Below are 16,893 nucleotides of genomic sequence, written 5' to 3' on the forward strand. Positions count from 1 at the left end.
AGCGTAGAGCGATATGCGATGAACGGGCATTTATCGCAAGTCGGAACATAATAAAAAAAGCCTCCGTTTCGGGAGGCTTTCAGGTGTCATAAGTCAAAATCGTAATCGGCCAATTGCTTTTGCAGTCGGCGCTCCTCCAAAAGGTTATCGATGGTACGGCGCTTGCTAAGGTTGGTTTTCGCTACTTCAACCACCGGTTCAGCGTCATCAGCCTCCACGGGGGTGAAATCGTCCTCTACGTCCAATTGCTCTTTGCCAGTGCTCATTTAGTTACTCCAGGCTAAGACGGCCTTTGGGGCTCCTTATATCGATATTCTTCCAGTCGGTAAAAAAGATTTTTTCAATCGATAAATCAATAAACTTAATAGTGTCTCAATCGTCCGAGGTCTTGTGCTTGTATTCGCACAGGTCTTCGATCCGGCAACTGCCGCAGCGAGGCTTGCGAGCGAGGCAGACGTAGCGCCCGTGGAGGATCAACCAGTGATGGGAGTCGAGGAGGTATTCCTTGGGCACGAATTTCATCAGTTTTTTCTCCACCTCAACCACATTCTTGCCAGGCGCAATGCCGGTGCGGTTGCTGACCCGGAAAATATGGGTGTCTACGGCCATGGTCAGCTGACGGAACGCGGTATTGAGTACAACGTTGGCGGTTTTACGGCCTACGCCGGGCAGCGCCTCGAGCTCTTCGCGGGTCTGCGGTACTTCGCCTGCGTGGCGTTCCACCAGCAAGCGACAGGTCTCGATCACGTTTTTTGCTTTGCTGTTGAACAGGCCGATGGTCTTGATGTATTCCGACAAACCCTCGACGCCCAGTGCGTGAATCGCCGCCGGGGTATTGGCTACCGGGAACAGTTTTGCAGTGGCCTTGTTGACGCCGACATCGGTCGATTGCGCCGAAAGAATTACAGCAATCAGCAACTCGAACGGTGAGGAATAGGCCAGTTCGGTCTTCGGTTCCGGGTTGTCTTCATGCAGCCGGCGAAAAATTTCCAGACGTTTTGCGGCATTCATCGGCAGTGCTTTTCCTTGAGGACGGTCAGTGTGAAAGAGGTGTCGGGCGGTGCCACGCTTGCCATGCGGCGATCAGCAACCCCAACAGAATGAAACCGCCAGGGGTAAGCGTGGCCAGGCGTAAACCACCGTCAGCGGTCAAAACCCAGCCCTGCCAGCCGGCCTGTGTCATACCGGCCAGCCACGGTAGATGAGTGGCGATCGTCCCGCTGCCGACGAGTTCGCGCAGCAGCCCCATGCTGACCAACACCAAGCCGAAGAGGCCACTCAACCGCAGACGATCTCGCCACGGTCTCTGGAAATAACCAGTGTGTTCCAGGACGACGCACTGCAAGGCGATCAAGCCTGCATAAATCCCCACGTGCTGATGCCATTGCAGCGACCAGACTTGCGCACCCAACTCCGCGCAAGTGGTCAATGTGGCAGCCAGCAGCACGCTGGTCAGCAAGTGCGTCGTCGGATGCATTTGCGGCCTCAATGCGCCCATGCTAAGGCCAAAACAACTGATCACGAGCATGAACATCAGCCACAGACCGAGAGCAGGCGTCAGCGAACTGGTGGCGCCAATCAGGGGTGCAAGCATCAGCGTGTTCTGCAGAGTCGATGATTTATTCATGGGAAGAACTTCCGAGCAGATGTTGCCGGTGTTCATCGAAGTAGCGCAACGCTTCATGGAGGGCGTTAATGACCGCCCTGGAAGTAATCGTCGCGCCGGCGATCTGGTCGAATTGCCCCTGATCTTTTCTCAGCGCCCAGCCACTGTCGCCGGGTTCCGACCGTGATTTGCCGGAAAACACCTGAAGCCACGCATTGGGCCAGTCGGCGATCCGCGCGCCCAGGCCCGGAGTCTCCGATTGCTTGAGGGTTTTGACGCCGACCAGCCTGCCGTTGACATCAATGGCGATCAGCAAGTCAATCGTGCCGGCATAGCCCAGGGTCTGGCTGCGCAGCAACACCGCGCAAGGCTGGCTGGCTTTGGTCGCGCGGTAGCCTGTTATCAAGGTGCTGTTGGTCAACTCGGTGTTTTCGAGGGTGAGAGGCTGTTCCAGCGGTTGATTGTCATAGCTGTCGGGTGGCAACAAGTCGAGCAGGTTACGGCTGTCAATCAACCGTTGTTCAGCTGCAATACGGGGGGCGCTGCTGTACTGGACGTAATAGCTCAGACCAATGCCAACGGTGGTCAGAACTATCAGGATCGCAACGCTCGATGCGCGATTCATGGCGCAGTTCGCTCCTGTCTTGATGCGGCAAACCGCTCCAGCGCCGGTACGCAAAGGTTCATGAGGAGTACGGCAAACGCCACGCCATCCGGGTAGCCGCCCCATGTGCGAATCACATACGTGAGCAGGCCGACGCCAACGCCGAACAACAGTCGTGCCCCGGGGCTTTTCGCGCCGGACACCGGTTCCGTCACGATGAAAAACGCCCCCAGCATGCTCGCGCCAGTGAGCAGGTGAAACAGCGGTGAGCCATGTGAATCGGAGCCCGAGCCGTTCCAGCACAACAAACTGCTGATGAACAGGCTGGCGAGCATGCCGACCGGTGCATGCCAGCTGAACACTCGCTGTCGCAGAAGAAATGCACCACCGGCGAGAAAGGCCAGGTTCACCCATTCCATGCCTCGGCCACCGAAGTGACCAAACGCTAAATTTGTGGAGAATAATTCATCCATGGTCAGGCTTTTGTTGATCCGCAGGCTGTCCAGTGCCGTCGCCTGGACCCAGGCATCCGGGGGCTGTTCCAGGCCGAATACCTGCTGCAAGCCGCCCAGCAGATTCATGCCATGGGGCGCCGGCCAGTGCGTCATCTGCTGGGGAAAGGTCACCATTACCAAGGCGAAGCCAAGCATCGCCGGGTTGAACGGGTTGCCGCCGACGCCGCCATACAGATGCTTGCCGAACAGCATTGCGCAAGCGGCAGCACAGACCGTCAGCCACCATGGGCAGTAGGGCGGCAAGGCCAGGGCCAGCAGCGTCGCACTGACCAAGGCACTGCCGTCGCTCAAAGTGGTTTTGAGCGGGCGTCTGCGCAACTGCAATACAGCCGCTTCAACCGCCAACGCACTAAAACTTGCCAACAGCAGATTGAATAAAACCCCCCAGCCATACAGCCAGAACAGCACAAGCAACCCCGGCAGCGTGGCTAGCAACACCCGCTTCATGGCCTGCTGGAGGCGCTCGTCAACCGCTTCAAGGGGAGGCATAGGCATCCACCTGACGTTCAGCATCGCTGAGTGCACGCTCCAGGATTTCGATCTGTTCGGCGGGCGCTTCGTTGGCTTGAGCTTTCTTCAGTTCGGCGCGGCGCATGGCCAACTGGATCTTCGCCCGATTCAAATCGGCATTCTTTGCCGGAGCCGCAACGGGTGCCGAGACGGGTGGAGCGGTGCTTTCGAGCTGCGCCAGGGCTTTTTCGGCGGCCTCGAACTGTTGTTGCAGGACAATCAGTTGCGACTGCTGTTCGAAGGTCGGCGGATGGCCGAAGGCTTTGAGCGATTTGTTCAATTGCGCCCGGCTCATCGCCAAATCGATCTTGGCTTTTTTCAACGCCGCGTCGGCATTGGCGGCTTTCTGCGCGTGGACCCGCTCGAGGGCGGCCTGCACCGGGTCGACCGACACTTCACGTGGCTGGGCTGCGCGTTGCGCCCGGGCCTGGCGATCGGCGGCTTTCTGTTGTTCTTCCCGTTGCAGGCGGGCGTTGCGCTGTTCGAAACGGCGGCGAGCGTGATTGCGTTTGGCGGCACGGGCTCGTTGCTCCTCAACACTGAACGCCAGACCGCCGACAATCGGCAGCACCGTAGCCATCGGCAGCGGCCGCATTTCGATGCAGTCCACGGGGCAGGGCGCCACGCAGAGGTCGCAACCGGTGCATTCGTCGATGATGACCGTATGCATCAATTTGGCCGCACCGATGATGGCGTCAACCGGGCAGGCCTGAATGCATTTGGTGCAGCCGATGCACTCGGCTTCTCGGATGTAGGCGATCTGCGCCGGAGCCGAACCTCTACTCGCATCCAGTTCCAGCACCGGTACTTTAAGCAGCTCGGCCAAGGCTTTGATGGTTTCGCTACCGCCCGGCGGACACTTGTTGATGGGCTCACCGTTGACGATGCCTTCGGCGTAGGGCTTGCATCCGGGATGGCCGCACTTGCCGCATTGAGTCTGCGGAAGGAGGGCGTCGATGCGTTGAATCAGACTCATGTTTTGATCAGTCCACTGAATCCGAGAAAAGCCACTGCAATCAGGCCGGCACCGATCAAGTCGATCGGCAGGCCGCGAAAGGGCAGGGGGACATCATTATCGAGTGTGCGTTGGCGCAGGTCGTTAAACAGACTCAGCACCAGCCAGAAGCCCAGCCCGACACCCAGGCTCAGGGCTGTGGCGTGGAAGAGGCCGTTGTCGTCCTGAGCGTTGAACAATGTCACGCCCAGGATGCCGGCATTGGCCGCCATCAGCAGCCACAGGCCGTCGAATGAAAGCTTGGGCAGCAACCGCGCAAGCAGCTTGAGCAGAGGGGCGATCAACAGCACGCTCAGCGGTAGAAACACGAACAGGCGCAGGGCCGTCATATCCAGCGGCACAAGCAGCCAGTGATAAAACGCGTAGCCGAGCAAACCGACAATCAACATCAGGCACGTCGTTGCAATGCCCAGCGCATGGACTTGCCGGCGTTCGCTGCCCAACAAAGGATCGACGCCCAGCGGCCAATGCAACACGAGGTTGTTGATCAGGGCAGTGCTGATGAGTGTCAGAAGCAGTTCGGTCATGATCGTCCATATCCGATGCTGGATATCCTCTGTAGGAGCTGCCGCAGGCTGCGATCTTTTGATCTTGAAAGCGGAATCAAAAGATCGCAGCCTTCGGCAGCTTCTACAGAGATAGTATGGGCCAGACATGAAAATCCCACAGTCGCGCGAGGCACGACTGTGGGATCTGTTTGCCGCAATCCCTTACTTGATCCGCTGACCAGGCTTGGCGCCGCTGTCCGGGCTGAGCAGGTAGATTTCTTCACCGCCAGGGCCGGCCGCCATCACCATGCCCTCGGAAATGCCGAACTTCATTTTCCGTGGCTTGAGGTTGGCGATCATCATGGTCAGGCGACCATCGAGCTTGGACGGATCCGGGTAAGCGCTCTTGATGCCGGAGAACACGTTGCGTTGCTCGTCACCGATATCCAGGGTCAGGCGCAGCAGCTTGTCGGCACCTTCCACGTGTTCGGCCTTGACGATCAGGGCCACGCGCAAGTCGACCGCAGCAAAGGTATCGAACTCGATTTCCGGCGACAGCGGATCCTTGGCCAGCTCGCCGTTGCCGGCAGGTGCTGCGTCGCCGGTGTCGGTCTGGCTGGCGGTCAGGTCTTCTTTCGAAGCGTCGGTCATGGCTTGCACTTTTACTGGATCGATACGGGTCATCAGCGGCTTGAACTCGTTCAACTGATGGTTGGCGAGCAAGGTCGCGTGGTCGTTCCAGGTCAGCGGCGCGACGTTGAGGAACGCCTCGGCATCGGCGGCCAGCAGCGGCAGCACCGGTTTGAGGAAGATCACCAGTTGGCGGAACAGATTGACGCCGGTGGCGCAGATCGCCTGGACTTCATCCTGCTTGCCTTCCTGTTTGTTCAACGACCACGGAGCCTTGTCAGCGATCCAGGCGTTGGCGCGGTCGGCCAGGCCCATGATCTCGCGCATGGCACGGGCGAAGTCGCGGGCTTCATAGGCGTCGGCAATGCCAGGCGCGGCGGCCAGGAAGGCTTCGGTCAGTTCCGGCGCGGCGTTGGTGTCGACCATCACACCGGCATTGCCTTTGTTGATGAAACCGGCACAACGGCTGGCGATGTTGACGACTTTGCCGACCAGGTCGGAGTTGACCTTCTGCACGAAGTCTTCGAGGTTCAGGTCGAGGTCATCGACGCCACGGCTCAGTTTGGCCGCGTAGTAGTAGCGCAGGTATTCCGGCGACAGGTGATCCAGGTAGGTCCGCGCCTTGATGAAGGTGCCACGGGACTTGGACATTTTCTGGCCATTGACGGTCAGGTAGCCGTGTACGTTGATGCCGGTCGGCTTGCGATAACCCGCACCTTCGAGCATCGCAGGCCAGAACAGGGCGTGGAAGTTGACGATGTCCTTGCCGATGAAATGGTACAGCTCGGCGGTGGAGTCCTTGCCCCAGAACGCGTCGAAGTCCAACTCCGGCGTACGGTCGCAGAGGTTCTTGAAGCTGGCCATGTAGCCGATCGGCGCGTCCAGCCACACGTAGAAATATTTGCCCGGCTCGTCGGGAATCTCGAAACCGAAGTACGGTGCATCGCGGGAGATGTCCCACTGTTGCAGGCCTGCGTCCAGCCATTCGGCAATCTTGTTCGCCACGGCGTCTTGCAGAGTGCCGCTGCGGGTCCAGGTTTGCAGCATTTCCTGGAAGTCCGGCAACTTGAAGAAGAAGTGCTGGGAATCCTTGAGCACCGGAGTGGCGCCGGAAATCGCAGACTTTGGATCTTTCAGGTCGGTCGGGGCGTAGGTCGCGCCGCATTTTTCGCAGTTGTCGCCGTACTGGTCTTCAGTGCCGCATTTCGGGCAAGTGCCCTTGATGAAGCGGTCGGCCAGGAACATTTTCTTTTCCGGGTCGAAGTACTGAGTGATCGAGCGCTGGGCGATGTGCCCGGCGTCGCGCAGCTTCAGGTAGATCTGGCTCGACAGCTCACGGTTTTCTTCGGCGTGAGTGGAGTGGAAGTTGTCGAAGTCCACCAGGAACTCGGCAAAGTCGGCGCTGTGTTCAGCCTGGACGTTGGCGATCAGTTGTTCCGGGGTGATGCCTTCTTTTTCCGCGCGCAGCATGATCGCCGAACCGTGGGCGTCGTCGGCGCAGACATAAATGCATTGGTTGCCGCGGTGCTTCTGGAAGCGCACCCACATATCGGTCTGGATGTATTCCAGCATGTGGCCAAGATGGATCGAACCATTGGCATAGGGCAGGGCGCTGGTGACGAGGATCTTGCGTGGCTCGGACATGGGGCTCGGCTACTTGATGAAACGGAGGTCGGCCACTATAAAGCGCTGGCGCGGATTTTTCATCCTGTGCACCTGTTTCCTGTTGCTGCAATCGCAAAAAACCGTGGCGAGGGAGCTTGCTCCCGCTGGGTGGCGAAGCCGCCCCCTAACCTGTCGATGCCAATCTGTCAGACAAACGGAGTCATTCGAATGACGGCTGCTGCGCAGCCGGGCGGGAGCAAGCTCCCTCGCCACAATTGGATGGCCGGCGTAGGATACCCGCCATCTATTCCCAGTCTTGTTTTCGGAGTTGCCCATGAGCGCCGTCAATCGCGCAGCGGTGGAAGCCGTCCTTCGCCAATACACCGACCCTTACCTGAACCAGGACCCGGTCAGCGCCGGATGCGTGAGCAACATCGAAATCCAGGGCGATCGCGTCAGCGTGCAGCTCGAACTGGGTTATGCCGCCGGTCTGTTCAAAAGTGGCTGGGCGCAGATGCTGGAAATGGCTATTCAAGGATTGGATGGCGTAGCAAGTGCCCGCGTCGACATCACCAGCGTGATCGCCGCGCACAAGGCTCAAGCGCAGATTCCGGGCCTGGCCAACGTCAAGAACGTGGTAGCCGTGGCGTCCGGCAAGGGCGGTGTGGGCAAGTCCACCACCGCGGCCAACCTGGCACTGGCGCTGGCCCGTGAAGGCGCCAAGGTTGGGATTCTCGATGCGGACATCTACGGGCCGAGCCAGGGCATCATGTTCGGCATCGCGGAAGGTACCCGGCCTCAGATCAAGGATCAGAAGTGGTTCGTGCCGATCCAGTCCCATGGCGTCGAAGTGATGTCCATGGCATTCCTGACCGATGACAACACGCCGATGGTCTGGCGCGGGCCGATGGTCTCCGGCGCCTTGTTGCAACTGGTGACCCAAACTGCGTGGGGCGACCTGGATTACCTGGTCATCGACATGCCGCCAGGCACCGGCGACATCCAGCTGACCCTGGCGCAGAAAGTCCCGGTGGCCGGTGCCGTCATCGTGACCACACCACAGGACCTGGCTTTGCTGGACGCGCGCAAGGGCGTGGAAATGTTCCGCAAGGTCAACATTCCGGTGTTGGGCGTGGTGGAAAACATGGCTGTGCACATTTGCTCGAACTGCGGACATGCCGAGCATCTGTTCGGTGAAGGCGGCGGTGTAAAACTGGCCAATCAGTACGGCGTGGAGCTGCTGGCTTCGTTGCCGCTGGCGATGGCCATCCGTGAACAGGCCGATGGCGGTAAGCCAACGGTGATCGCCGAGCCGGACAGTCCGATCGCCCTGGTTTACCAGGAACTGGCACGTCACGTTGGCGCGCGGATCGTGTTGCAGGAAGCTGCGACGCCGGCGATGCCGAACATCAGCATCAGCGACGATTGATTCCGGTCACCTCTTAAAAGATCGCAGCCTGCGGCAGCTCCTACATGGGATTGATGTTCACCCTGTAGGAGCTGCCGCAGGCTGCGATCTTTTGATCTTGTTTTAGATTCGCAACCCGCCATCCATCTCCAGAATCCGACCGGTGTAGTAGTCGTTCTCAAAGATGTAAGCCGCCGAATGGGCGATTTCTTCAGGCTTGCCCATGCGCTTGAGCGGAATCCCCGACGTCATCTTCTCCAACGCTTCCGGTTTCATGCCCAAGGTCATTTCGGTTTCGATGAAGCCCGGTGCAATGCCGGCCACGCGAATGCCGTAGCGCGCCAGTTCCTTGGCCCAGGTCACGGTCGCCGCAGCGACACCGGCCTTGGCGGCGGAGTAGTTGGTCTGACCGACGTTGCCGGCGCGGGAAATCGACGAGATATTGATAATCGCGCCGCTGTTGTTCAGCTCGACCATCTTCGCCGCGACTTCACGGGTGCACAGGAACACGCCGGTCAGGTTGACGTCGATCACCGCCTGCCACTGTGCCAGGCTCATCTTGGTCATTTCGCCGTCCTTGACCTTGAGCAACAGACCGTCACGCAAAATACCGGCGTTGTTGATCAGGCCATGGATCGCACCGAAGTCTTCGGCGACCTGCGCGACCATGTGGGTCACCTGTTCTTCATTGGCGACGTTGCACAGATAGGCGCGGGCCTCGACACCTTTGGCCTTGCAAGCGGCAACGGCGTCGTCGAGTTTTTCCTGGTTCAAGTCGACCAGCGCGAGCTTCGCGCCCTTGTCGGCGAAATACTCGGCCATGGAGCGGCCTAAACCCTGGCAACCGCCAGTGATAATGATTACTTTGTCAGTGAGTTGCATTCGCATGCCCCGGTAGCAGGTCTAGAGTGGTTTCCTTGTTGAGAGCCTCTCGATCTGCGCCCGACGTGGCCCGGCTGCACATGAGAATTGCCCCCGATGGCGTGCTGGGAACTTATCCCCAGGTGCCCGCCCGTTTTTTCGACGGATTCTATATAAGGAGTCATAAATTGAGCGTAGAAGCGGCCAAGAATGCCCGAGAATTGCTTCTCAAGGAATACCGTGGAGTGCTGTCGACCCACTCCAAGGCGATTCCCGGCTTCCCGTTTGGATCTGTCGTTCCGTACTGCCTGGACGAGCACGGTCGGCCGCTGATCCTTATAAGCCGCATCGCTCAGCACACCCACAACTTGCAGAAGGATCCAAAATGCTCGCTTTTTGTCGGCGAGCGTGGGGCTGAAGATGTGCAAGCCGTTGGTCGGCTGACCTATCTGGCCGAGGCGCAGATGCTCGAGGACGAGTCGGCCATCGATGCGGCGGCCGAGCGTTATTACCGCTACTTCCCCGAATCGCAGAACTACCACAAGGCCCATGATTTCGATTTCTGGGTGCTGCAACCGGTGCGTCACCGTTATATCGGCGGTTTTGGCGCCATTCATTGGGTCAACGACCTGATCCTGGCGAACCCTTTTGCCGGCAAGGCTGAAGTGAGCATGGTCGAGCACATGAACGCCGATCACGGCAAGGCGATTGCCCATTACGTCGATCTGGCGGGTTTGCCGAAAACCGCGCCGGCGCAGATGGTCGGAATCGACAGCGAAGGTATGCACCTGCGCATCGGGCAAGTGCTCTACTGGTTGCCGTTCCAGGCTCCGTGTAATACGCCGACACAAGTTCGCCAGGCCTTGGTTTTCCTGGCTCACGCCGAGCATTGGCCAAAAAATGAAGTAGCCGACGCTTGAATTCACGAAACGGCGACGTCATCTAAGGATTACTGGCAAGGCATTCTTGCGTTGAGGAACCATTTGATGCGCCCTTTTTTGTTGCTCTTTCTGCTGTTCCCGGTGTTGGAGCTGTTCGTATTCGTCAAGGTGTCAGGGGCTATCGGGTTTTTCCCGGCCCTGCTGCTGATCATTCTCGGCTCGATGTTCGGTGTATTCGTGTTGCGAGTCGCCGGACTGGCAACGGCCTTGCGAGCGCGTGAAAGCCTGAACCGTGGCGAGTTGCCCGCGCAGACCATGCTCGAAGGCCTGATGCTGGCATTGGCCGGTGGTCTGTTGATCCTGCCGGGTTTCATCAGCGACGTGGTCGGCCTGATCATGCTGCTGCCGATCTCTCGTCGTCTGCTGGCCAATAAAATGCGCCAGCGTGCCGAGGAGCAAGCGATCCGCCAGCGTGCGTTCGCCGATGACCTTCAGTCCCGTGGCGGCCCTGCGCCGCGTGAGCCGCTGGGCCGCGAGCCGAACGTGATCGAAGGCGAGTTCGAACACCGCGATAGCAAGTAACACCTCATATCGACACGGCACCTTCGGGTGCCGTGTTCGTTTGCGGGCAAAGAGAAGAAAATTTTTCGATCCCCGCCCTTGTAATAAGCTTATGCGCCCTTATGTAACGGTCACCGCAAGGTTTCTGGTGATCACGCCAGACAGACTTCCGCGGTTCGCTCGACGAACCGCACCCGGCACCGCCGGACTTTGTTAAACCCGCCGGGACTACACCGGCCGATGAAAACCACAATTAGGAGAGATCGACAATGAAGCTTCGTCCTCTGCATGACCGCGTCGTCATCCGTCGCAGCGAAGAAGAAAAGAAAACCGCTGGCGGTATCGTCCTGCCAGGTTCGGCTGCTGAAAAAGCCAACAGCGGCGAAATCCTCGCTGTCGGCACCGGCCGCGTACTGGATAACGGTGAAGTGCGTGCACTGTCCGTGAAAGTGGGCGACAAGGTTGTGTTCGGTCCTTACTCCGGCAGCAACACTGTGAAAGTCGACGGCGAAGACCTGCTGGTAATGAGCGAGAACGAAATTCTCGCTGTTGTCGAAGGCTGATTACCCGCTCATTTTCCCGTTACTACAAAGTATTTAAGGAATATCGATCATGGCTGCTAAAGAAGTTAAATTCGGCGATTCCGCCCGCAAGAAAATGCTCACCGGTGTCAACGTCCTGGCTGACGCAGTAAAAGCGACCCTGGGCCCGAAAGGCCGTAACGTGATCATCGAGAAGAGCTTCGGCGCTCCGACCATCACCAAGGACGGCGTTTCCGTAGCCAAAGAAATCGAACTGGAAGACCGTTTCGAAAACATGGGCGCGCAGTTGGTCAAAGACGTTGCCTCCCGTGCCAACGATGACGCAGGCGACGGCACCACCACCGCTACCGTTCTGGCTCAATCGATCGTCAACGAAGGCCTGAAAGCCGTCGCTGCCGGCATGAACCCGATGGACCTCAAGCGCGGTATCGACAAAGCGACCATCGCTATCGTCAAAGAGCTGAAAGCCCTGTCCAAGCCATGCGCTGACACCAAGGCTATCGCTCAGGTAGGCACCATCTCCGCCAACTCCGACAACTCCATCGGCGACATCATTGCCGAAGCCATGGAAAAAGTCGGTAAAGAAGGCGTGATCACCGTTGAAGAAGGCTCGGGCCTGGAAAACGAACTGTCGGTTGTTGAAGGCATGCAGTTCGACCGTGGCTACCTGTCCCCGTACTTCGTCAACAAGCCAGAGACCATGGTCGCTGAGCTGGACGGCCCGCTGATCCTGCTGGTCGACAAGAAGATCTCGAACATCCGCGAAATGCTGCCAGTACTGGAAGCCGTTGCCAAAGCCGGCCGTCCACTGCTGATCGTGGCCGAAGACGTTGAAGGCGAAGCCCTGGCGACTCTGGTTGTGAACAACATGCGTGGCATCGTTAAAGTCGCAGCCGTCAAGGCTCCAGGCTTCGGCGACCGTCGCAAGGCCATGCTGCAGGACATCGCTGTTCTGACCGGCGGTACCGTCATCTCCGAAGAGATCGGCCTGAGCCTGGAAAGCACCACCCTGGAGCACCTGGGTAACGCCAAGCGCGTGACCCTGTCCAAGGAAAATACCATCATCGTTGACGGTGCTGGCGTACAAGGCGACATCGAAGCACGCATCAACCAGATCCGTGCCCAGGTTGCCGAGACTTCCTCGGACTACGACCGTGAAAAACTGCAAGAGCGTCTGGCCAAACTGTCGGGCGGCGTTGCAGTGATCAAGGTTGGCGCTGGTTCCGAAGTAGAAATGAAAGAGAAGAAAGCCCGCGTTGAAGACGCCCTGCACGCTACCCGTGCAGCCGTTGAAGAAGGCGTGGTACCTGGCGGTGGCGTGGCCCTGATCCGTGCTCTGCAAGCACTGTCCGATCTGAAAGGCGACAACGCCGATCAGGACGTGGGTATCGCTGTTCTGCGTCGTGCCATCGAAGCACCTCTGCGTCAGATCGTTGCCAACTCCGGCGACGAGCCAAGCGTAGTGGTCGACAAGGTCAAGAACGGCGCGGGCAGCTTCGGCTACAACGCTGCGACTGGCGAATATGGCGACATGATCGAAATGGGCATCCTGGACCCAACCAAGGTCACCCGTTCGGCTCTGCAAGCAGCAGCCTCGATCGGCAGCCTGATCCTGACTACCGAAGCAGCAATCGCTGATGCACCGAAGAAAGACGGCGGTGCTGGCGGCGGTATGCCAGACATGGGCGGTATGGGCGGCATGGGCGGCATGATGTAAGCCAGCCTTACCCCTGTATTAAAAAACCCCGCCTGCGACGAGCAGGCGGGGTTTTTTATTGGGCTTATAAAAGATCAACGTTAAAAGATCGCAGCCTTCGGCAGTTCCTACAGGGAAATGCGACAGTTGTGGGAATCGCGGCATGAAGATGCGATCCCTGTAGGAGCTGCCGAAGGCTGCGATCTTTTGATCTTCTATCAGGCCCTGACCGGTTCAGTCTTGCTCACCGGTTCAGCCGTTGATGTCGGCCGATACAGAATCCAGTAATACGACCCCAAACAAATCAACCAGCAGAACACCGCGGTCCACACGTTGTGCGAGAAAAAGTGCGCACCCTGCATCATCCGGCCGATAGAGAACACCGAGCCCAAAGCGATGGCGAAAACAAACGCCGCACGTGCCATGCGCGGACGACGGTCGCGCAACACGAAAAACAACGCAAACAGCGTAAATCCGGTGGCGGCATGACCGCCGGGCCAGCAACGGCCAGGCTTGTCGGTAGGCGGGCGAGGGCTCAGCAATTCACTGTAGGTTTCGTGCCCACCGAACTGCTCAAGGCTCCAAGGACATTGCACTGCCGTCACCGCTTTCATGGGGGTGACAAAAGATGTCGCCAAACCCAGGGACAAGACCAGGCAGCCAAGCTCTCGTTTGAACGGTTTGAGCCTGACCATGAAAAACGAACCGATGAAGCCGAGAATGGCAAACACCGAGAACGCGATGACTACTTGCTTTGCCCGGTCATGCAGGATGTCTTCGAGGAAGTAACTGTGCCGCCCGATGAACTCTCCCGCGACCGGATCGTAGAAGAGCCTGGCCAGGTCCATGTCCAGGGACGTCAGCTCAAGCAATACCAAAATTATCGCCGCGACGGCGGGAACGCCCAGGCATACCCACCAGTTGAGCGGGCGGGACGCAGGGCGGACGAGGGTCGAAACCATGGCAATTCCTTGGTCGGTGAAGAGATCTGAAGTACGCAGCCGCGCGGAGTTTGAGCCTGATCCTGTCGTCAGTCTGTGAACCAATAGTGAAAAAGTTGTTGAGCCGTTAACCCGTTCGTTCGCTGGATCAATGACTGCACGCAGTCCTAGCCGTGAGCCACACTTGGCCTTAAGCTGCGCGGGCCAAGACGGCCGTTTCCGCGTACGAAGAAGGTGCCCATGCGAATTCTATTGGTTGAAGACAACCGCGATATCCTGGCTAATCTCGCCGATTACCTGGGTCTCAAAGGCTATACCGTGGATTGCGCGCAGGACGGTTTGTCAGGCCTGCATCTGGCGGCCACCGAGCATTACGACTTGATCGTGCTCGACATCATGTTGCCCGGGATCGACGGCTACACCCTGTGCAAGCGCCTGCGCGAAGATGCACGCCGCGATACGCCGGTGATCATGCTGACGGCTCGCGATCAATTGGATGACCGGCTACAGGGCTTCAAGTCCGGTGCCGATGATTACCTGATCAAGCCCTTTGCCCTGTCGGAACTGGCGGCGCGCATTGAGGCCGTCATGCGTCGTACCCAGGGTGGCGGTCGCCGCACCCTGCAAGTCGGCGATCTGAGCTACGACCTCGATACCCTGGAAGTTACCCGCGAAGGTCGTCTGCTCAAGCTCAACCCGGTGGGCCTGAAGTTGCTGGCCGTACTGATGCAGAAAAGCCCGCACGTGCTGCGCCGGGAAATTCTCGAGGAAGCGCTGTGGGGCGACGACTGCCCGGACAGCGACAGCCTGCGCAGCCATGTCCACCAGTTGCGCCAGGTGATCGACAAGCCATTCGCCAAGCCCTTGCTGCAAACCGTGCACGGTGTGGGTTATCGCTTGGCCGAGGGCCGTGATGGAGTTTAAGCAAAGCCTTTCCCAGCGGATCATTATTGCCTTTGCGCTGATGAGCGCGTTGGTGGCGGGTGCGTTCGCGATGGGCATTGTCTTCACCGTGCACCTGGTGGAAGAAAAACTGATTTCGGCCGGTCTGGGCGGCGATTTACAACGTCTGTTGCTGATGGACAATGTCTCCGACTGGAGCCATCGCCCTGAGCCCGACCAGTTGTTCTATTTCAGCGGTGGACGCGGCGACTTCGAGCTGCCCAAGGATTTGCGCCACCTCGATACGGGGTTTCACGAAGTATTCCGCGAGAATTTGTCCTACCACGCGATGGTCGAAATCATTGATGGCCGGCGGTATGTGCTGTTGCAGGATCAGAGCGATTTTGAAGAGCGCGAGCGAGTGTTGTTCGCCGTGGTGCTGGTGGGTTTCGTGCTCAGCCTGGCGTTGGCGGTTTTCCTCGGATGGGTCCTCGCGCGCAAGGTGATGGCGCCGGTGGTGCGCCTGGCACGTCAGGTGCGTCATCGTGATCAGCTGTTAGGTTTGGCGCCACCTCTGGCGCCCGATTATGCGGCCGATGAAGTGGGTGAACTGGCGGTCGCCTTTGACGCTACGCTCGGCCGATTGCGCCAGGCATTGACCCGGGAGCGCTTGTTCACCAGCGACGTCAGCCACGAACTGCGCACGCCCTTGATGGTGTTGGCCAGTTCCTGTGAATTGTTGCTGGAAAACTCGGGCCTTGATCAGCGCGGCCGAGCCCAGGTCGAACGAATCGCACGGGCCTGTGAAGAAATGCGTGAGCTGGTGCAAACCTTCCTGATGCTGGCCCGTGCGCAACGTGAAGACGCCAACATGTCACCGCAGCAGTCCGTGAGCCAAGTGGCCGATGGGCTGCTCAGTCTGTGGCGCGGGCCGATTGAGGAAAAAGGGTTGAGGCTGATCTTCGAGCCGGGTAATCCACAGACCACTCGCTATAACGCGACGCTCTTGCAAGCGGTCATGGGCAACCTGCTGCGTAATGCGCTGCACTACACCGAACGGGGCTTCATTCGCTTGACGCTGACGACCGGTGGTTTCCTGGTCGAGGACAGTGGCGTGGGTATTCCCGAGGAAAAACGCGAAGCCATGTTCGAGCCCTTTGTGCGGGGCACGGAGAAACGCGGTGACGGGCTGGGGTTAGGTCTGTCATTGGTGCAACGAATCTGTGAAAACCAGGGCTGGAGCGTCAGCCTCACTACCATGGAGCCCAACGGTTGTCGTTTCCACGTGCAGTTGCATACATCTCAAGTGAATTGAGCGATCTGTCAAAAGGCGATTAGGGCCATAGCCAAGCCTTGTAATACCTCGAAATATTTTCGACTTTTACATAACATTTTTTTCACAAAGGGATAACCTGAATCTGACAACCCGCTCCATATGGTGGTCGTTGGTATCAGAAGCTAAGGAGACCTTTGTGATGGCCGGCCCTATCAAATTAGATTTTTCCGAAAAGTACGACGATCAACACGCCCAGCGTTACCTGCGCAAGCACAAGGATGGTCTTGGCCGTCGACTGTCCCATTTGCGGGACGAGCAACTGGCACGAAAGGCATTGGCGCTGGTTGGCGAGCCGGGCCTGGTCCTCGATTTGCCCTGCGGTGCGGGGCGTTTCTGGCCGTTGCTGGCAGAAAAGCCCAATCGTGTGATCATCGGTGCCGACAATTCCGAGTCCATGCTGAAGATCGCTACACAGGCGCAACCTGCCGATGTGGTGAAACGGGTACAACCCTTGCACACTTCTGCATTCGACATCGCCCTGCCTGATAACGCCGTCGACAGCATTTTTTGCATGCGTTTGCTCCATCACATCGGTGAAGCCGAGCATCGACTGGCGATTTTGCGTGAGTTCGAGCGCGTCACCCGAGACAGTGTGATTCTTTCGCTGTGGGTGGATGGCAATTTCAAAGCCTGGAAACGCAAGCGCGCAGAGAAAACCCGTGGGCAGGTTGGTTATCAGAATCGATTTGTGTTACCGGCTGCTACGGTAGAAAAGGAATTTGAACAGGCAGGTTTCCGAATTCAGGAACAACTGGACTTTATACCGCTCTATGCCATGTGGCGGGTCTACGTATTACGGAAGAGGTAAGAGA

The 16,893-nt window shown here is 58.4% G+C and carries 18 protein-coding genes; 8 read left to right on the plus strand and 10 right to left on the minus strand.

What is annotated here, in order from left to right; all coding sequences use genetic code 11:
- Positions 1 to 86: 86 nt before the first annotated feature.
- From NL64_RS15925 to metG, 8 genes are all read right to left on the minus strand, one after another.
- Positions 87 to 266, minus strand: coding sequence for a PA3496 family putative envelope integrity protein (locus NL64_RS15925; RefSeq protein ID WP_007898493.1), 180 nt, complete (start codon positions 264 to 266; stop codon positions 87 to 89).
- Positions 267 to 372: 106 nt separating this feature from the next.
- The gene (nth, locus tag NL64_RS15930) at positions 373 to 1,011 is read right to left on the minus strand and encodes an endonuclease III (RefSeq protein ID WP_034149025.1); all 639 of its coding nucleotides are present in this window, start codon (positions 1,009 to 1,011) and stop codon (positions 373 to 375) included.
- Positions 1,012 to 1,036: 25 nt separating this feature from the next.
- Positions 1,037 to 1,627 (minus strand): Rnf-Nqr domain containing protein, encoded by a 591-nt coding sequence (locus tag NL64_RS15935; RefSeq protein ID WP_034149026.1) that lies wholly within the window; start codon positions 1,625 to 1,627, stop codon positions 1,037 to 1,039.
- Positions 1,620 to 2,231, minus strand: a complete 612-nt coding sequence (locus NL64_RS15940; RefSeq protein ID WP_034149027.1) for an RnfABCDGE type electron transport complex subunit G — start codon at positions 2,229 to 2,231, stop codon at positions 1,620 to 1,622. The genes NL64_RS15935 and NL64_RS15940 overlap by 8 nt, the downstream gene beginning before the upstream one ends.
- A complete protein-coding gene (locus tag NL64_RS15945) occupies positions 2,228 to 3,214 on the minus strand; it encodes an RnfABCDGE type electron transport complex subunit D (protein WP_034149028.1) in 987 nt (328 codons plus the stop codon). Before NL64_RS15945 ends, NL64_RS15940 begins: the two co-directional genes overlap by 4 nt.
- Positions 3,201 to 4,211, minus strand: coding sequence for an electron transport complex subunit RsxB (rsxB, locus tag NL64_RS15950; protein ID WP_034149029.1), 1,011 nt, complete (start codon positions 4,209 to 4,211; stop codon positions 3,201 to 3,203). The genes NL64_RS15945 and rsxB overlap by 14 nt, the downstream gene beginning before the upstream one ends.
- Entirely contained in the window at positions 4,208 to 4,777 is a 570-nt protein-coding gene (locus tag NL64_RS15955; RefSeq protein ID WP_034149030.1) for an Rnf-Nqr domain containing protein, read from the minus strand. Before NL64_RS15955 ends, rsxB begins: the two co-directional genes overlap by 4 nt.
- A gap of 183 nt (positions 4,778 to 4,960) precedes the next feature.
- Positions 4,961 to 7,012: a methionine--tRNA ligase gene (metG, locus tag NL64_RS15960; RefSeq protein WP_034149031.1), complete on the minus strand. Its 2,052-nt coding sequence runs from the start codon at positions 7,010 to 7,012 to the stop codon at positions 4,961 to 4,963.
- A 295-nt stretch (positions 7,013 to 7,307) separates the two neighbouring features.
- On the opposite strand from metG, the gene apbC reads away from it, so the two are divergent.
- The gene (gene apbC / locus NL64_RS15965) at positions 7,308 to 8,402 is read left to right on the plus strand and encodes an iron-sulfur cluster carrier protein ApbC (protein ID WP_034149032.1); all 1,095 of its coding nucleotides are present in this window, start codon (positions 7,308 to 7,310) and stop codon (positions 8,400 to 8,402) included.
- A gap of 102 nt (positions 8,403 to 8,504) precedes the next feature.
- Here apbC and NL64_RS15970 read toward each other — a convergent pair whose 3' ends face one another.
- Positions 8,505 to 9,263 (minus strand): SDR family oxidoreductase, encoded by a 759-nt coding sequence (locus NL64_RS15970; RefSeq protein WP_034149033.1) that lies wholly within the window; start codon positions 9,261 to 9,263, stop codon positions 8,505 to 8,507.
- A gap of 167 nt (positions 9,264 to 9,430) precedes the next feature.
- Here NL64_RS15970 and NL64_RS15975 point away from each other — a divergent pair, with 167 nt between their 5' ends.
- The 4 genes from NL64_RS15975 (at position 9,431) to groL (ending at position 12,943) form a co-directional block, all read left to right on the plus strand.
- On the plus strand, positions 9,431 to 10,162 hold the full coding sequence (locus NL64_RS15975; protein WP_034149034.1) for a HugZ family protein: 732 nt from the start codon (positions 9,431 to 9,433) through the stop codon (positions 10,160 to 10,162).
- A 66-nt stretch (positions 10,163 to 10,228) separates the two neighbouring features.
- Complete coding sequence (locus NL64_RS15980; protein WP_034149035.1) at positions 10,229 to 10,705, plus strand: FxsA family protein; 477 nt, start codon at positions 10,229 to 10,231, stop codon at positions 10,703 to 10,705.
- Between the two features lie 248 nt (positions 10,706 to 10,953).
- Positions 10,954 to 11,247: a co-chaperone GroES gene (locus tag NL64_RS15985; RefSeq protein WP_034149036.1), complete on the plus strand. Its 294-nt coding sequence runs from the start codon at positions 10,954 to 10,956 to the stop codon at positions 11,245 to 11,247.
- 49 nt (positions 11,248 to 11,296) lie between these two features.
- Complete coding sequence (groL, locus tag NL64_RS15990; RefSeq protein ID WP_034149037.1) at positions 11,297 to 12,943, plus strand: chaperonin GroEL; 1,647 nt, start codon at positions 11,297 to 11,299, stop codon at positions 12,941 to 12,943.
- A 197-nt stretch (positions 12,944 to 13,140) separates the two neighbouring features.
- Here the strand turns inward: groL and NL64_RS15995 are convergent, their stop codons facing one another.
- Positions 13,141 to 13,884: a phosphatase PAP2 family protein gene (locus tag NL64_RS15995; RefSeq protein ID WP_034149038.1), complete on the minus strand. Its 744-nt coding sequence runs from the start codon at positions 13,882 to 13,884 to the stop codon at positions 13,141 to 13,143.
- A gap of 219 nt (positions 13,885 to 14,103) precedes the next feature.
- Here NL64_RS15995 and colR point away from each other — a divergent pair, with 219 nt between their 5' ends.
- From colR to NL64_RS16010, 3 genes are all read left to right on the plus strand, one after another.
- Positions 14,104 to 14,787 (plus strand): two-component system response regulator ColR, encoded by a 684-nt coding sequence (colR, locus tag NL64_RS16000; RefSeq protein ID WP_020799911.1) that lies wholly within the window; start codon positions 14,104 to 14,106, stop codon positions 14,785 to 14,787.
- Complete coding sequence (locus tag NL64_RS16005; RefSeq protein WP_034149039.1) at positions 14,777 to 16,060, plus strand: sensor histidine kinase; 1,284 nt, start codon at positions 14,777 to 14,779, stop codon at positions 16,058 to 16,060. The genes colR and NL64_RS16005 overlap by 11 nt, the downstream gene beginning before the upstream one ends.
- 160 nt (positions 16,061 to 16,220) lie before the next feature.
- Positions 16,221 to 16,889: a class I SAM-dependent methyltransferase gene (locus tag NL64_RS16010; protein WP_034149040.1), complete on the plus strand. Its 669-nt coding sequence runs from the start codon at positions 16,221 to 16,223 to the stop codon at positions 16,887 to 16,889.
- Positions 16,890 to 16,893 lie beyond the last annotated feature (4 nt).

This window comes from Pseudomonas fluorescens (assembly GCF_000802965.1).
In the GTDB taxonomy this organism is placed as follows: domain Bacteria; phylum Pseudomonadota; class Gammaproteobacteria; order Pseudomonadales; family Pseudomonadaceae; genus Aquipseudomonas; species Aquipseudomonas fluorescens_A.

What these genes read in the sequence shown, in the direction of transcription:
- NL64_RS15925 (WP_007898493.1), bottom strand. Translation starts at nt 266, where the DNA reads ATGAGCACTGGCAAAGAGCAATTGGACGTAGAGGACGATTTCACCCCC.
- nth (WP_034149025.1), bottom strand. Translation starts at nt 1,011, where the DNA reads ATGAATGCCGCAAAACGTCTGGAAATTTTTCGCCGGCTGCATGAAGAC.
- NL64_RS15935 (WP_034149026.1), bottom strand. Translation starts at nt 1,627, where the DNA reads ATGAATAAATCATCGACTCTGCAGAACACGCTGATGCTTGCACCCCTG.
- NL64_RS15940 (WP_034149027.1), bottom strand. Translation starts at nt 2,231, where the DNA reads ATGAATCGCGCATCGAGCGTTGCGATCCTGATAGTTCTGACCACCGTT.
- NL64_RS15945 (WP_034149028.1), bottom strand. Translation starts at nt 3,214, where the DNA reads ATGCCTCCCCTTGAAGCGGTTGACGAGCGCCTCCAGCAGGCCATGAAG.
- rsxB (WP_034149029.1), bottom strand. Translation starts at nt 4,211, where the DNA reads ATGAGTCTGATTCAACGCATCGACGCCCTCCTTCCGCAGACTCAATGC.
- NL64_RS15955 (WP_034149030.1), bottom strand. Translation starts at nt 4,777, where the DNA reads ATGACCGAACTGCTTCTGACACTCATCAGCACTGCCCTGATCAACAAC.
- metG (WP_034149031.1), bottom strand. Translation starts at nt 7,012, where the DNA reads ATGTCCGAGCCACGCAAGATCCTCGTCACCAGCGCCCTGCCCTATGCC.
- apbC (WP_034149032.1), top strand. Translation starts at nt 7,308, where the DNA reads ATGAGCGCCGTCAATCGCGCAGCGGTGGAAGCCGTCCTTCGCCAATAC.
- NL64_RS15970 (WP_034149033.1), bottom strand. Translation starts at nt 9,263, where the DNA reads ATGCAACTCACTGACAAAGTAATCATTATCACTGGCGGTTGCCAGGGT.
- NL64_RS15980 (WP_034149035.1), top strand. Translation starts at nt 10,229, where the DNA reads ATGCGCCCTTTTTTGTTGCTCTTTCTGCTGTTCCCGGTGTTGGAGCTG.
- NL64_RS15985 (WP_034149036.1), top strand. Translation starts at nt 10,954, where the DNA reads ATGAAGCTTCGTCCTCTGCATGACCGCGTCGTCATCCGTCGCAGCGAA.
- groL (WP_034149037.1), top strand. Translation starts at nt 11,297, where the DNA reads ATGGCTGCTAAAGAAGTTAAATTCGGCGATTCCGCCCGCAAGAAAATG.
- NL64_RS15995 (WP_034149038.1), bottom strand. Translation starts at nt 13,884, where the DNA reads ATGGTTTCGACCCTCGTCCGCCCTGCGTCCCGCCCGCTCAACTGGTGG.
- colR (WP_020799911.1), top strand. Translation starts at nt 14,104, where the DNA reads ATGCGAATTCTATTGGTTGAAGACAACCGCGATATCCTGGCTAATCTC.
- NL64_RS16005 (WP_034149039.1), top strand. Translation starts at nt 14,777, where the DNA reads ATGGAGTTTAAGCAAAGCCTTTCCCAGCGGATCATTATTGCCTTTGCG.
- NL64_RS16010 (WP_034149040.1), top strand. Translation starts at nt 16,221, where the DNA reads ATGGCCGGCCCTATCAAATTAGATTTTTCCGAAAAGTACGACGATCAA.